At 71.9% G+C, this 13,306-nt stretch carries 14 protein-coding genes; 4 read left to right on the top strand and 10 right to left on the bottom strand.

The window, feature by feature from the left end:
• Positions 1 to 8: 8 nt before the first annotated feature.
• The 5 genes from ACFQGL_RS15210 to ACFQGL_RS15190 all read right to left on the bottom strand — a co-directional run bounded on the left by ACFQGL_RS15210 (position 9) and on the right by ACFQGL_RS15190 (position 5,054).
• The gene (locus ACFQGL_RS15210; RefSeq protein WP_377511846.1) at positions 9 to 1,808 is read right to left on the bottom strand and encodes a glycoside hydrolase family 15 protein; all 1,800 of its coding nucleotides are present in this window, start codon (positions 1,806 to 1,808) and stop codon (positions 9 to 11) included.
• A gap of 48 nt (positions 1,809 to 1,856) precedes the next feature.
• A complete protein-coding gene (locus ACFQGL_RS15205; RefSeq protein WP_377511844.1) occupies positions 1,857 to 2,246 on the bottom strand; it encodes a cupin domain-containing protein in 390 nt (129 codons plus the stop codon).
• A 250-nt stretch (positions 2,247 to 2,496) separates the two neighbouring features.
• On the bottom strand, positions 2,497 to 3,390 hold the full coding sequence (locus ACFQGL_RS15200; protein ID WP_377511841.1) for a sulfotransferase domain-containing protein: 894 nt from the start codon (positions 3,388 to 3,390) through the stop codon (positions 2,497 to 2,499).
• Between the two features lie 52 nt (positions 3,391 to 3,442).
• Positions 3,443 to 3,724 carry an adhesin gene (locus ACFQGL_RS15195; RefSeq protein WP_377511839.1) on the bottom strand — a complete coding sequence of 94 codons (282 nt, stop codon included), beginning with the start codon at positions 3,722 to 3,724 and terminating at the stop codon, positions 3,443 to 3,445.
• Positions 3,725 to 3,914: 190 nt separating this feature from the next.
• A complete protein-coding gene (locus tag ACFQGL_RS15190) occupies positions 3,915 to 5,054 on the bottom strand; it encodes an NAD(P)-binding domain-containing protein (protein ID WP_377511837.1) in 1,140 nt (379 codons plus the stop codon).
• A gap of 41 nt (positions 5,055 to 5,095) precedes the next feature.
• On the opposite strand from ACFQGL_RS15190, the gene ACFQGL_RS15185 reads away from it, so the two are divergent.
• The gene (locus ACFQGL_RS15185; RefSeq protein WP_377511834.1) at positions 5,096 to 5,812 is read left to right on the top strand and encodes an MIP/aquaporin family protein; all 717 of its coding nucleotides are present in this window, start codon (positions 5,096 to 5,098) and stop codon (positions 5,810 to 5,812) included.
• Positions 5,813 to 5,878: 66 nt separating this feature from the next.
• Positions 5,879 to 7,462, top strand: coding sequence for a D-alanyl-D-alanine carboxypeptidase/D-alanyl-D-alanine endopeptidase (gene dacB, locus ACFQGL_RS15180; protein ID WP_377511831.1), 1,584 nt, complete (start codon positions 5,879 to 5,881; stop codon positions 7,460 to 7,462).
• Between the two features lie 20 nt (positions 7,463 to 7,482).
• On the opposite strand, the gene ACFQGL_RS15175 is transcribed toward dacB, so the two are convergent.
• The 3 genes from ACFQGL_RS15175 to ACFQGL_RS15165 all read right to left on the bottom strand — a co-directional run bounded on the left by ACFQGL_RS15175 (position 7,483) and on the right by ACFQGL_RS15165 (position 9,669).
• Entirely contained in the window at positions 7,483 to 7,812 is a 330-nt protein-coding gene (locus tag ACFQGL_RS15175) for a hypothetical protein (RefSeq protein WP_377511828.1), read from the bottom strand.
• A 105-nt stretch (positions 7,813 to 7,917) separates the two neighbouring features.
• Positions 7,918 to 8,877: a hypothetical protein gene (locus tag ACFQGL_RS15170; protein ID WP_377511825.1), complete on the bottom strand. Its 960-nt coding sequence runs from the start codon at positions 8,875 to 8,877 to the stop codon at positions 7,918 to 7,920.
• 198 nt (positions 8,878 to 9,075) lie between these two features.
• Entirely contained in the window at positions 9,076 to 9,669 is a 594-nt protein-coding gene (locus tag ACFQGL_RS15165; RefSeq protein WP_377511823.1) for a pentapeptide repeat-containing protein, read from the bottom strand.
• Between the two features lie 93 nt (positions 9,670 to 9,762).
• Here ACFQGL_RS15165 and ACFQGL_RS15160 point away from each other — a divergent pair, with 93 nt between their 5' ends.
• A complete protein-coding gene (locus tag ACFQGL_RS15160; RefSeq protein WP_377511820.1) occupies positions 9,763 to 10,995 on the top strand; it encodes a serine hydrolase domain-containing protein in 1,233 nt (410 codons plus the stop codon).
• Positions 10,996 to 11,014: 19 nt separating this feature from the next.
• Here the strand turns inward: ACFQGL_RS15160 and ACFQGL_RS15155 are convergent, their stop codons facing one another.
• Positions 11,015 to 11,479: a PPOX class F420-dependent oxidoreductase gene (locus tag ACFQGL_RS15155; protein WP_377511817.1), complete on the bottom strand. Its 465-nt coding sequence runs from the start codon at positions 11,477 to 11,479 to the stop codon at positions 11,015 to 11,017.
• Positions 11,480 to 11,521: 42 nt separating this feature from the next.
• Positions 11,522 to 12,160, bottom strand: coding sequence for a DUF6642 family protein (locus ACFQGL_RS15150; protein WP_377511814.1), 639 nt, complete (start codon positions 12,158 to 12,160; stop codon positions 11,522 to 11,524).
• Positions 12,161 to 12,465: 305 nt separating this feature from the next.
• Between ACFQGL_RS15150 and ACFQGL_RS15145 the strand changes: the two genes are divergently transcribed.
• Positions 12,466 to 13,245 (top strand): D-Ala-D-Ala carboxypeptidase family metallohydrolase, encoded by a 780-nt coding sequence (locus ACFQGL_RS15145; RefSeq protein ID WP_377511811.1) that lies wholly within the window; start codon positions 12,466 to 12,468, stop codon positions 13,243 to 13,245.
• Positions 13,246 to 13,306 lie beyond the last annotated feature (61 nt).

The following is a 13,306-nucleotide window of genomic DNA, read 5'->3' as shown; positions in this document are numbered from 1 at the left end:
CCGGACGCTCAGAAGCTGTCCGGTTCGGTCAGCCGCCAGGCCGCGTTGATCAGGCCGATGTGCGACAGCGCCTGCGGGGTGTTGCCGAGCTGCGCCCCGGTGGTCAGGTCGATCTGCTCACTGAACAGGCCCACGTCGTTGGCGTTGCCCACCACGCGCTCGAACAGCTCCTGCGCCCGCCGCTGCTCACCGGTCATCACCAGGCACTCCACCAGCCAGAACGAGCACAGCAGGAAGCCGGCCGGGTCGGTCGTCCAGCGCCGCAGCAGCCCGCTCTCGGTGCCCAACTCCCGCTCCACCATCGCGATCGTCGAGCGCATCCGGGGGTCGGTGGCCGGCAGGAAGTGCGCCACCGGCAGGAAGAGGGCCGACGCGTCCAGCTCGGGCGAGCCGAACGCGCCGGTGAACGCCCCGATCCGTTCGTTCCACCCCTCGCGGAGCACCACCTCGCGGATCTCGTCGCGGACCCGCGCCCAGCGACGCGGGTCGGCCTGCGTACCGAGCCGGTCGGCGAGCCGTACCGCCCGGTCCATCGTCACCCAGCAGAGCACCTTGGAGGACAGGTAGTGCCGTTCGGTGTCCCGGGTCTCCCACATGCCCCGGTCCGGCAGGTGCCACGTCGAGGCCACCTGCTCGGTGAGCCCGAGCACCATCTCGCGCAGCTCCGTGTCGAACGTCGCGCCCAGATAGTCGCGCAGCCGATAGACCGCCGAGATCACCTCCCCCGGCACGTCGAGCTGCCGCTGCCGCCAGGCGTCGTTGCCGATCCGGACCGGCCGGCTGTCGGCGTAGCCGCGCAGGTGTGTGCAGTGGTGCTCGCTGAGGTCGCGCTCGCCCTCCAGCCCGAACAGCACCGGCACCGGGTCGTCGCCGATCCGCCCGATCGAACGGGCCACCCAGGCGAACAGCCGGGATGCCTCGGTCGGGCAGGCCGCCACCCAGAGCGCGCGCATGGTCATCGAGAAGTCGCGCAGCCAGGAGTAGCGGTAGTCGTAGTTGCGGTCGCCACCGATCCGCTCCGGCAACGACGTGGTCAGCGCGGCGGCGACCGCGCCGCTGCGGGCGTACGTCAGGCCGGTCAGCACAGTCGTGCTGTGCCGGACCAGCTCGGGGTACCGACCGGAGTACCCGTGCGTCTCCCGGTACGCCTCCCACGCCTGTGTCGTCTCGGCGAGCGCGACCACCGGCTCCAGCCGTGCCGGCGGGTCGCCGTACGTCTCGCCGAACGCCACGTCCATCCCGAGCACCTGGCCGGCGGAGACCTCGAACTCGTGGGTCACCCGGTCCCGGCCGGCCCGCAGCGGCAGGTCCGCGGCGCGCAGCACCAGCACCGCCGGGCCGGCCCGGGCCACCACTCCGCCGCCCGGCTGTTCGTGCAGGTACGGAGTGAGCAGGCCGTACTCCGGTCGGGGTACGAAGTCCAGCGCCATCCGGACCCGCCCGGACAACCCCTCGACCACCCGGATCAGCACGGCGGGTGAGTTCACGCCCAGCTCGTGGGCGCGGGCACCCGTCTCCGCCGCGAGCGCGTCGGTGACCGCCACGCTGCCCTGCGGCGTGTGGTGCACCGTACGCAGCACCAGGGTGTCCGGCCGGTACGCGCGCTCCACCCGGTGCCCCGGTCCGCCAACGCCGACCGGGGCCACCTGGAAGTGCCCGGCGGCCGGGTCGAGGAGCCGTCCGAACACCGATGCGCCGTCGAACCGGTGCGGACACCACCAGTCGATCGAGCCGTCCCGCCCGACCAGAGCACCCGAGCGAGAGTCCGAGAGAAACCCGTAATCGGAGATCGCCGGCTGCTGCTGCACCCGCCGCGGTTACCCGGATCGGCCCGGATCAGACCGTCGCCGCTCCCGTCACGAGGTGGGCGGCTCGTCCTTGCCGGCCTCCTCCGCCGCGTCGGCCTCCTCCTTGGTCCGGTGCACCGCCTTGTCGGCGTGCTCCGGCGGGCCGTACACGGTGTAGAGCACCAGCGGGTTCGGGCCGGTGTTGACGAAGTTGTGCTTCGTGCCGGACGGCACGACGACCAGGTCGCCCGCGACGACCTTGCGCTTGTTGCCGGCGACCCGGGCCTCGCCGGTGCCGCTCACGAAGGTCAGGATCTGGTCGACCTCGTGCACCTCCTGGCCGATCTCGCCGTCCGGCGGGATGGTCATGATGACCAGCTGGGTGTGCTCCCCGGTCCACAGCACCCGCCGGAAGTCCGGGCTCTCTTCGGCAACGGTCGCGATCGTGAAATGCTCCATTGCTCGCTCATACCCCGTTCGGCCGCGCGCCACGCCGGGACTCGCGAATGGTGGAATTCCCCACGCTCACCAGGTTTGGATCCACACCAGCCGGGGATCGTCAAAGCTGACCGGCGGATACGGCCGGTCGAGCCAGGTCCCCGCTGGCGTACCGCCGAACGGCTGCGGTGGTGGGAGACGGCCGAGCGCGGCGACGTTCCGACCACGGTCGAAGCGGCGCCGCGCGCTCGTGTGCGTACCCGTTTGCGACTCAGGCGTCGCGGTGCAGCCAGGCCAGCAGATCCGGCGGTGCGAGCGCCGCCACCCGGTCCTGGTAGCGAGCCAGGCCGGCGGCGTCCAGCAGGTCCCGCCCCTGGCCCGAGCCGCCCCGACGGAAGAACGCCTGGCGGTCGAGCAGCACGCCGAGCCGGTCCGGAGCGAGCTGGTCGGCGCGCTCCTTCATCCGGCCGAACGTGGCCGCCTCCACCAGTTCGGGCCAGCGCTCGGTGGGCACCTCGATACCCCACCGGTCGGCGAGCCGGCGCATCTGCCCGCCCAGGTCGGCCCGCAGGTCGTCGTAGTGCACCAGCTCGACGTTCGGTTCGTGCCGCCGGGCCCAGGCGTCGCCGAGGTGCCACAGCACCCCCGGCAGCGAGTCCAGCTCGGCGCGCGGATCCACCTCGTGGTCGACCCAGCTCGGCAGCCACTGCTCCAGCGGCTGCCGCGCTCGCGGCGGACCCGCCGGGACGGGCTGGCCGGCGAGTTCACGGAGGCGGTCCCGGTTGAGGTTGCCGGCCTGGTGATAGAGGGAGACCGCCATGTCCAGCGGGTGCCGGGCCACCACCACGTAGTGCACCCGGGGGTCGAGCGGCACACCGTCGAGCGGGGTGTGCGTCTTGATGAAGCGGCGATGCGGCTGGGCGGCAAGCCGGCGGTACACCTCGTCCCGTGGCTCGACCAGCCAGTCCAGCCACGGCGACAGCTCGGTCAGCGGCGCCGGCAGCGCCGGCGTGCCCAGCACGAGCAGCGCGCAGATCATCTGCATCCAGGTGGTGCCGCTCTTGGACCGGGTGCTGATCACGATGTCGCCGGCGCGGAACGGAAAACCGGCCCAGCGGGCGCTGTCCTCGTCGTCGGAGCGGTAGCGGTGGGTCGGCGAGGGCATCGGGCGATCGTAGTGATCAGGCCGATGGTCGGCAGCCGATTTTCGCGCCGCCCTACTCCTTCTCGGTGAAGCCGAACTGGACGATGCCCTCGTCGTCGACGGTGGCGTCCACCGAGGCGTCGCCGAGCAGCGCGGCAGCGTCCTCGTCGAGGAAGATCCGGGCGCCCTGGTTGTCGACCACGCGGTCGCCCTGCACCGGCTCGGGGACCAGTTCCACGGTGAGTGAGCCGGCCTGCGCGTCGGCGGCGATCCGCACCCCACCGTCCTCGGCGACGTCCTGCTGGGTGGCGAGGTCACGGATGACGAGCACGGCGTTGTCGGTCATGGTGAGCATTGGCGGAACTCCTCGTGGATTCTCGGCTCGCGCTCGGTTACCGCACAGACCGGACAGTCGGTCCGCGTACGAGCACACGCGGGAGGCGACAGGAGAGGCGAACGGTCGTCGCCGTCGCATCGGGGCAGCTGGCAGGCCCCGTCACCACCCACGTTGCCCGCTGCCCGGCGATCCGTCAAATAGAGCCGGATCAGTCGAGAGCGGCGGCCGGCACGAGAAGCGCACGGATCTCGGTGACCGCCGTGCGGCCGGCCCGGTTGGCACCGATCGTGCTCGCCGAGGGGCCGTACCCGATCAGGTGGATCCGCTCGTCGGCGGCGACGCGGGTGCCGTCCATCGTGATACCGCCACCCGGACCGCGCAGCCCCAGCGGGGCGAGGTGGTCGAGTGCGGCCCGGAAGCCCGTGCACCAGAGGATCACGTCCGCCGGCACGAACCGCCCGTCCGCCCAGGCCACCCCGTCGGGCGTGATCCGGTCGAAGACGGGTAGCCGGTTGAGCAGTCCACGCTCGCGTAGCTCGCGCACCTCCGGGGTGAGGACCAGCCCGGTCACGCCCACCACGCTGCCCGGCGGGCGTCCGGCGCGTACGGCCTCGTCCACCCGGGCCACCGCGGCCCGGCCCAGCTCGGGGCCGAACTCCTCCTGGAAGCGCGGCTCCCGACGGGTCACCCAGGTGGTGGCGGCCGCGACGGTGGACACCTCGGCGAGCAACTGCACGGCCGACGTGCCGCCGCCGACCACCACCACCCGCCGGCCGGCGAACTCCTGCGGCCCGCGGTAGTCGGCGGTGTGCAACTGCCGGCCCCGGAAGGACGACCGGCCCGGGTAGTGCGGCCAGAACGGCCTGGTCCACGTACCGGTCGCGTTGATCAGGGCGCGGGCGGTCCACCGGTCGTGGTCGGTGTGTACGTCCAGGCGGCCGTCCGGGCGGGAGCGCACCGCGCGGACCCGTACCGGCCGCCGGATCGGCAGGTCGAACGTCCGCTCGTACGTGGCGAAGTAGGCGCTGACCTGCTCGGCTGCCGGCCGCTGTGCATCGGCGGGCGGGAAGGGCAGCCCCGGGAGGTCGTGGATACCGTGCACCCGGTCCAGCCGCAGCGTGGGCCAGCGGTGCTGCCACGCCCCACCAGGCCCGTCGTCGCCGTCGAGGATGACGAAGCCGGTACCCGGGGCGAAACCGGTGCGGCGTAGGTGATAGCCGGCGCTCAGGCCGGCCTGGCCGGCTCCGATCACCACGACGTCGGCGGAGTGGGGGTGCACACCGGGTGCAACGTCGGGAGTGTCGCGGCTCTGCCCTCTGCCGACCGTCGCCCCGCTCACAGCTCGCATTTCCGCAGCGTGCGGCCGGGATCGTCCGTACGGTGAGAATCATGGAAGATGCCCGTCGTGCCGCAGCCGAGTTCCTCGGCACCCTGCTGTTGGTCTTCTTCGGTGTGGGCGCCGCCGTCGCGGCGCGGGTCCAGGGCGGCGTGGTGGTCGTCGCGCTTGCCTTCGGATTCGTCCTGCTCGCCCTGGTCTACACGATCGGCCCGCTCTCCGGCAGCCACGTCAACCCGGCGGTGACGCTCGGTGTGCTGCTCTCCGGAAAGATCTCGGTGATCGGCGCGGTGGCCTACTGGATCGCACAGTTCGCCGGCGCGACCGTGGCCAGCTTCCTGCTCTGGGCGCTGACCCGCTGGGGTGACGTGGCGGACCAGACCGGGGCGCTGGGCGCGAACGGGTACGGCGCACACATCAACCGGGGCGGCGCTGCCGTACTGGAGATCGTCCTGACCTTCCTCTTCGTGCTGGTCGTCCTCGTGGTGACCAGCCGCAGCGAGAATCCGGGCATCGCCGGAGTGGCGATCGGGCTGGCCCTCGCCGTGACCCAGCTGGTCGGAGTGACGCTGGACGGCGCGGCCGTCAACCCGGCCCGCGCGTTCGGCCCGGCCGTCTTCGAGGGCGGAACGGCGCTGCGCCAGCTCTGGGTGTTCATCGTCTTTCCGCTGCTCGGCGGGGCGCTGGCCGCTCTGGTGGCACCGCTGATTATGGGAGCGCAGCGGCACTACTGGGGCGGGCACGACAAGTCGGTCGGTCGCCCGACGTAACACGAACGGCAATAAGCTTCGTCCGAGGTCCTTCTCTGGCGAATACCTTCGTGGCAGCATCAGCCCATGCATCGTCGTCACTTCCCGCGGGCCCTCGCGCTGCTCGCGCTGGTCGCCACCGCGGCCACCGCCGCCGCGCCCGGCGCCACCGCCGAGTCGCCCACCCCCGCGACGACCCGACTGCACGCCACCATCGACACGATCCTCGCCGACACCCGGCTGGCCGGTGCGCAGACCTCGGTGGTCGTGGTCGACACCGGCACGGGTGAGACCCTGTACGACCGCAACGGGGACCGCAGGCTTGTCCCGGCCTCCAACACCAAGTTGCTGACCTCGACCGCAGCCCTGGAACTGCTCGGCCCGGGGCACCGGTTCAGCACCGACGTGCGGACCACCGGCAAGCGCCGCGCCGGGCTGCTCTCCGGCAACCTCTACCTGCGCGGCGGTGGCGATCCGACCATGCTCGCGGCCGACTACGACGCGCTCGCCGCGCAGGTCGCGGCCAACGGCATCCGGGTGGTCACCGGCAACCTGGTGGCCGACGACACCCGCTACGACCACACCCGGCTCGGCCCGGACTGGACCTGGGACGACGAGCCCTACTACTACGCCGCCGAGGTCTCGGCGCTGACCGTCGCGCCGGACACCGACTACGACGCGGGCACCGTGATCGTGCACGCCGCCCCGGCCGACCGTGCCGGTGCCCCGCCGGTGGTCAGCACCACCCCGGCCACCGGGTACGTCCGAATCGACAACCGTGCCGAGACGGTCGCCGAGGGCGAGACCTCGATCTCGATCGAGCGGGAGCACGGCAGCAACACCGTCGTGGTGACCGGGCAGATCGCGGTCGGCGACGAGCAGGCCAGCGACTGGGTGACCGTCTGGGAGCCCACCGGCTACGCGGCCGACGTGTTCCGGGCGGCGCTGCGCCGGCACGGCGTACGCGTGCTCGGCCGGACCGTGAGCGGCGAGGCCACCCCGGAGGCGGCCGAGCCGGTGGCCCGGCACGACTCGATGAACCTCGGTGCGCTCATGACGCCATTCCTCAAGCTCAGCAACAACGGCCACGCCGAGGTGTTGACCAAGGAGATCGGCCGGGTGCTCTCCGGCTCGGGCACCTGGTCCGCCGGGCTGACCGCGATCAGCGAGTACGTCGCCGACACCGGGATGGACACCGGCATTCTGCGCCAGCGCGACGGGTCCGGGCTGTCCCGACGCAATCTCGTCCCGGCCGGCGAGTTCGTCGACCTGCTGGCCGCCGTGCGGGCCGAACCCTGGTTCGCCACCTGGTACGCGGCGCTACCGATCGCCGGGCAGCCCGAACGGTTCGTCGGCGGCACACTGCGCAGCCGGATGGCCGGCACCCCGGCGGCGGGCAACGTGCACGCCAAGACCGGCAGTCTGACCGGCGTCTCCGGCCTCTCCGGCTACGTGACCACCGCCGACGGCCGGCAGTTGGCGTTCTCGATCCTGCTGAACAACTACCTGACCGCGTCGGTCAAGCCGCTGGAGGATCAGATCGCCGTGGCGCTGGCCGCGTACCGCGAAGATGGCGCGACCACGGCGCGGGTGGCGCCGCCGACGGTGCCCGACACCCCGCGGACCCCGGAGGGCGTGGAGTGTTCCTGGGTCAAGCCGATCACCTGCTGATCGTGCGCCCCGCCACCGGTTCAGGCCGGGCGGTTCGGCGGGGGTACCACGGCGGTCGGGTCGCCGCGCTCGATGAGCGCGGCGATCTCGGCGGCCCGCAGTCCACGCAGCGCCAGCACCCGGGTGCCCCAGCGGTGGAGTCGACACGGGTGCGGGCTGGCGTCGTTGCGGCAGACCACGCCGCCGGACCACCGCCGGGGTGCGTGCACGACCACCGCCCGCACCGCGAACTGGGCGTCCTCGCCCGTCACGTACGGCGGCAGGGGGATGTCGCGGAGCACCTCGCCGGGCGTTTCACCGACGCCGGACGGAGCGACGGTACGGACGCGGTGGGCGGTACTGCTGCTCATCTGAGCTGCCTCCACACTGGAAGGTCGGACGGGGACAGCAGAAAGTTACGGCGTCCTCGACCGTACGCGACGGACAAACTGTCCCGACCCTCAGCCGATAGCTGGTCAGCGCACCGCCACGGCCTGGAGGCCGACGTTGCCGCAGTGCCGGGTGAAGGCCTTCTCGACCGTCCAGCTCAGCAGCAGCCGGGCGCCCTTGGGCACCAGGAACCGCACGGTGACCTGGGCACTCTGGCTGGTGTACGGGTCTTCCAGCCGCAACGTGCTGGTCGACCCGCCGGTGGACAACCGCGCGTCCAGCCGGCCACGGGCCATCCAGGTCCCGACGTAGAGCTGCACCGTGCGCAGTTCGCCGCTGCCGGCGACCTCGAGAGTGAACCCGTTGCGGGCGCCACAGGTGTAGACCCCGGTGGAGGTGCCGCGCACCGACCGCTCCGACGTGCCGTCGCGCCAGCTGAAGACCTCCTGGTTGCCGTCCCAGCCGACCCGGGCGCCGGAGCCGCCACCATCGACGATCTCCCCGGAACCGGACCGCTTGCGGACCGTCGACGTGCCGTGCAGCCCCCAGTGCATCCAGTCCCGGGTGCCCGCGGCCGTCAGGTCCACCTCGGCGGGCACCTCGCCGCGGCTCAGCGACAGCGTCGGCGCGGTCGATGCCGGCGGTGGCACGGCCGGCGAACTGGCCGACGGGGTCGGCTCGGGTGAGGGGGTGCGCTGCCGGGGTCGCAGGCCGGGCAGCGCCGGACCGGCATCCCCGGTACGCCCCTCGGCGCCGGGAGGCCCACTGGGCCGGGCGGCCCCGGCGGGTATCCCGGGAACCCGGGCCTGGTCGTCGCCGGGCTCCGAACCGGACCGTGTGCCGAAGTACGAGACGAGCGCCACCAGGCAGACGAGCACGGCGAGCCCCTCCACCGCCCAGCGTCGACGCCGCCGGGAACGGGCGATCCGCCGCAGTGCGCTACGGGTCTGCCCGGCGGTCACGGCGCGCAGCCGGTGCGTCGCCGGCGCGTCGGGCGGCCCATCCCCGGCCCGCGAATCCGTCCGCGTGCGGTCTTCGTCCGCCACCGACCCCTCCAACTTCGCCGCCCGGCCGCCATCGGCCATCGCGGATCACACAATCCACTGTGGGCCGTCTCACGTGTGCACCGGCGTGGTCGACACGCTAGATCCGGACGGGTGGGCGTGTCCAGCCGCCACCGGACCGTATCGGACGACCGGGACCGCTCCGACGGAGACATCGACCGCTCCTGGACGCCTCTCGGGTCAACCGATCTGGAAGCCGAGCGCCTGTGCGATGACCAGAGCCTGCTGGGCGTCGACGATCGCGCCGGCCCGCTCCACGACCGTCGGGTCGAGCGCGGTCAGGTCGCTGCCGCGCAGGTCGGCCCCGCCGAACCGGACGCCGGTCAGCTGCGCGCCGGAGAGGTCGACGCCGGTCACCGTGGCGTCGGTCAGGTTGGCGCGGGTCAGGTCGACCTCGCGCATCCGTACGTCGGTCAGCCGGACGCCGCGCAGATCCGCGCCGGGCAGCGCGACGAAGGACCAGTCGCCGCCGGCCACCGCCAGCGGACGCAGGTCGCACTGGGCGAAGACGCTGCCGACCAGCTTGCAGCCGGTGAACTCGGCCTCGAAGAAATTGCACCGCTTGAAGGTGCAGCGGGTGAAGGCGGAGTCGACGTGCCGCGAGGAGTTGAACAGCACGTTGCCGAACGTGCAGCCGGTGAACACCGCGCCGCGGCTCACCGCCTCGGTCAGGTCCACGTGGAAGAACTCGCAGTTCACGAAGTGCCGGTCGGTGAGCTCCTCGCCGTACCAGTCGTCGTGGCGAAAGGTCACGTCCTCGGTCAACTCCGGCATCCGGTCAGGCTAGTACCGACCACACGTCGCGGGCGCGACCGGTGGGTCACCGCCCCTTCCGGTACGGGCGTACTGGCGAGTACCTTCGGCGGCGTGAGCGTGGCGCGGAGCAAGGACCCGGATCAGATCGGCTTCGACCCGGCGCGGCTGGCGCGGATCGACGAGCACTTCGGCGCGTACGTCGACGACGGTCGGCTGGCCGGCTGGCAGGTGGTGGTCACCCGCCGTGGCGAGGTGGCGCACTCCTCGACGTACGGGCTGCGCGACCGGGAGTCGGGTGCTCCGGTCGAGGCCGACACGCTCTGGCGGATCTACTCGATGACCAAGCCGGTCACCTCGGTCGCGGCGATGATGCTGTGGGAGGAGGGCCGGTTCGAGCTGACCGACGAGATCAGCCACTGGCTGCCGGAGTTCGCCGACCTGCGGGTCTACTCCAAGGGGTCGACGCTCAAGCCGTACACCGTGCCGGCCGTTGAGCCGATCCGGGTCTGGCACCTGCTCACCCACACCGCCGGCCTGACGTACGGCTTCATGCAGACCTCGGTGGTCGACGGGCTCTACCGGGCGGCCGGCTACGACCTCCTCCCACCGGCGGACGTCGACCTGGCCAGCGCCTGCGCGGCCTTCGGCGAGCTGCCGCTGCTGTTCCAGCCCGGCACCGCCTGGGGCTACTCGGTCGCCACCGACGTGCTCGGCCGGCTGGTCGAGGTGGTCTCCGGGCAGAGCCTCGACGCGTTCTTCGCCGACCGGATCTTCGACCCGCTGGGGATGACCGACACCCGGTGGTGGGTCGAGGGCGCCGAGGCCGAGCGGATGGCCGCGCTCTACGTACCCGACCCGCGCAGCGGCCAGGCCGTCCGCTACGACCAACTCGGCGCGCACGCGTACCGCAAGCCCGTGCTGCACTCCGGCGGCGGCGGCCTGATCTCCAGCGCCGCCGACTACCACCGCTTCACCCAGCTCCTGCTGCGCGGCGGCGAGTTGGACGGCGTCCGCCTGCTCGGGTCGCGCACGGTGCGGTTCATGACCCGCAACCACCTGCCCGGGGGTCAGGACCTGGGCACCCTGTCCACCGGCGGCTTCGCCGAGACCACCCTGGACGGGGTCGGCTTCGGTCTCGGCTTCGCGGTGGTCGACGACCCGATCCCCAGCCGGGTGCCGAGCAGCGTCGGTGAGTACTACTGGGGTGGGGTCGCCAGCACCGCGTTCTGGGTGGACCCGGCCGAGGAGATCACCGCGCTGTTCTTCACCCAGCTGATGCCGTCGAGCACCTACCCGATCCGCGCCCAGCTCCGCCAGCTCGTCTACTCGGCCCTGGTCGACTGACGGGTGCCGGGTCCGCCGGTCAGTCGGCGAGGCGGGCGGGGAAACCGCCGGTGGCGATCGGCCCCCAGTCGTCGATGGTGACCCGGATCAGCGACTTGCCCTGGCGCACCATCGCGGCCCGGTAGTCGTCCCAGTCCGGGTGCTCGCCGGAGATGCTGCGGAAGTATTCGACCAGCGGTTCCAGCGCCTCGGGCAGGTCCAGCACCTCGGCGGTGCCGTCGAGCTGCACCCAGGCCCCGTTCCAGTCGTCGGAGAGCACGCACGCCGAGACGCGCGGGTCGCGGCGGATGTTGGCCACCTTGGCCCGCTCGGGATAGGTGGAGACGACCAGCCGCCCCTGCCCGTCCACGCCGGCGGAGACCGGGGAGGACTGCGGGCGGCCGTCGGCCCGGGTGGTCATCAGCACGACGCGGTGCCGGGGCCGGATGAAGTCGAGCAGGGCGTCCCGGTCGACCCGGGTGTTCCTCGCGATGCTGCGTGCCATCACTCGTTCCTACCAGGGCGGTGGTGCGGCCACGGCGGCGGGTCAGTGCGGTGGAACGATGGCGCGGTGGACCGCCTGGGTGGGCACCCGGGGTCGACCGGCCGGGCGCCAGGCCCGCCCGTTGGCGTAGATCACCCGAAAGCCGAGGTACGAGGCGAGCGGTGCCCAGTGCGCCGAACCCATCCGCAGTTCGGCGGCATTGTGCCGCTGGCCGTTGGCCAATACGTCGAGCAGTACGGTTTCGAAGGCCGCCGATTCCACCCAATCGACCTCGCGGGTAAAACCGCAGATCAGGGCCGCTCCGGTGACCTCCAGGAAGTCGCGCAGCACCGCGTCCGAGGCACGCAGCACCGAGCAACTGCCGAAATAGAGCCGGCGCCCCTCGCAGCGGCCGGCCATCAGGTCGGCGACCTCGCTCAACTCCACGGACTGCCAGTCGGTGAGGCAGAGCCGGCTCGGCTCGCCGTGCATGGCGAAGAAGCCGACCCGGTGGTCGGCGTACTGCTTGAGCAGCCAGCGGTCCAGGAAGTAGAAGAGCTCGTCACGGGTGGCCGCGTCCTTGTGGATGAAGCGGATCTTGCCGAGCCGCTCCAGCAGCTCCAGGGTGGGCAGCACGGAACCCCGCTCATTGAGGTCACGGTGCCACTGACCCTCGACACAGAAGACGCCACCGCGTGCCACCTGCACCTCCGCCCGTCCGCCCGCCCGAGGCTGACGTTACCGGCCGCCGGTGACCGGGGAACATCACCCTTGGTGTGGCCGATTGCGACGTTCGGTGGGGTTGACCCATCTCGGCGTGATCCGGAGTAAATGGCTGTTTCGCAAATCAGCCGAATTCCCAGGCAAGACCCAGGAACGACCGATCGCGAAGACATTTCTCGTTAATTGCCGCCAACCGCACCGATGAGTGCGAGGGTGGGAATCACGGGACGTCCCGGTCGATGTCCTGGAGGCCACCCATTCGCTCTCCTATCGGGAGGACTTTCGTGCGCGTAAACACCTTGAAGCGAGTTGCCGTCGCATTCGCCCTGGCGCTGCCCGGGGCAGCGATCGCCTCGGTGGTCGCCGCGCCAGCGGCGCACGCGGACGGCTGCTACACCTGGACCCGCAACCTGTACCAGGGACGCTCGGGCGACGACGTCCGCCAGTTGCAGATCCGGGTCGCCGGTTGGGCCGGCTACCGGGACATCGTGGAGAACGACGGCCGCTACGGCCCGAAGACCGCCGCGGCGGTCCGGCGCTTCCAGCAGGCGTACGGGCTGCGCGTCGACGGGGTCGCCGGCCCGCAGACCTACGCCAAGCTCTACCAGCTCCAGGACAACGACTGCACGCCCGCGCACTTCAGCTACACGGAGCTGGACAACGGGTGCGGTGGGAGCGGGTGGAACGGCGGCCCGCTGTCGGCGAACCAGACCCGGCAGAACGCGCTGCGCACCATGTGGAAGCTGGAGGCGCTCCGCAAGAGCCTCGGCGACAAGCCCCTCGACGTGTCCGGCGGATTCCGCAGCCGGGCCTGCAACAACCAGGTCGGCGGCGCGTCCGACAGCCAGCACCTGTACGGCAACGCCGCCGACGTCACCTCGCGGACGTCCTCGCTGTGCCAGGTCGCCCGCGATGCCCGCGACAACGGCTTCAGCGGAATCTACGGGCCCGGTTACCCCGATCACGACGACCACGTGCACGTCGACTCCCGTCGGGAGAACAGCAGCGATCGCAGCTCGAACACGACCAGCTGGTCCGCACCTGACTGCGGGGTCGGCAGCTGAGCCGACCGGACAGCACGACGCCGGCCCGGCGCGGATGGGGAATCTCCGCGTCGGATCGGCG

Origin of the sequence: Micromonospora vulcania, from assembly GCF_042658605.1 — a bacterium.
Classification (GTDB): Bacteria; Actinomycetota; Actinomycetes; order Mycobacteriales; family Micromonosporaceae; genus Micromonospora; species Micromonospora vulcania.
Note: the sequence above shows the minus strand (reverse complement) of the source record. Positions and strands in the feature narration are given on the sequence as shown.

What these genes read in the sequence shown, in the direction of transcription:
- ACFQGL_RS15205 (WP_377511844.1), bottom strand. Translation starts at nt 2,246, where the DNA reads ATGGAGCATTTCACGATCGCGACCGTTGCCGAAGAGAGCCCGGACTTC.
- ACFQGL_RS15200 (WP_377511841.1), bottom strand. Translation starts at nt 3,390, where the DNA reads ATGCCCTCGCCGACCCACCGCTACCGCTCCGACGACGAGGACAGCGCC.
- ACFQGL_RS15195 (WP_377511839.1), bottom strand. Translation starts at nt 3,724, where the DNA reads ATGCTCACCATGACCGACAACGCCGTGCTCGTCATCCGTGACCTCGCC.
- ACFQGL_RS15190 (WP_377511837.1), bottom strand. Translation starts at nt 5,054, where the DNA reads ATGCGAGCTGTGAGCGGGGCGACGGTCGGCAGAGGGCAGAGCCGCGAC.
- ACFQGL_RS15185 (WP_377511834.1), top strand. Translation starts at nt 5,096, where the DNA reads ATGGAAGATGCCCGTCGTGCCGCAGCCGAGTTCCTCGGCACCCTGCTG.
- dacB (WP_377511831.1), top strand. Translation starts at nt 5,879, where the DNA reads ATGCATCGTCGTCACTTCCCGCGGGCCCTCGCGCTGCTCGCGCTGGTC.
- ACFQGL_RS15175 (WP_377511828.1), bottom strand. Translation starts at nt 7,812, where the DNA reads ATGAGCAGCAGTACCGCCCACCGCGTCCGTACCGTCGCTCCGTCCGGC.
- ACFQGL_RS15165 (WP_377511823.1), bottom strand. Translation starts at nt 9,669, where the DNA reads ATGCCGGAGTTGACCGAGGACGTGACCTTTCGCCACGACGACTGGTAC.
- ACFQGL_RS15155 (WP_377511817.1), bottom strand. Translation starts at nt 11,479, where the DNA reads ATGGCACGCAGCATCGCGAGGAACACCCGGGTCGACCGGGACGCCCTG.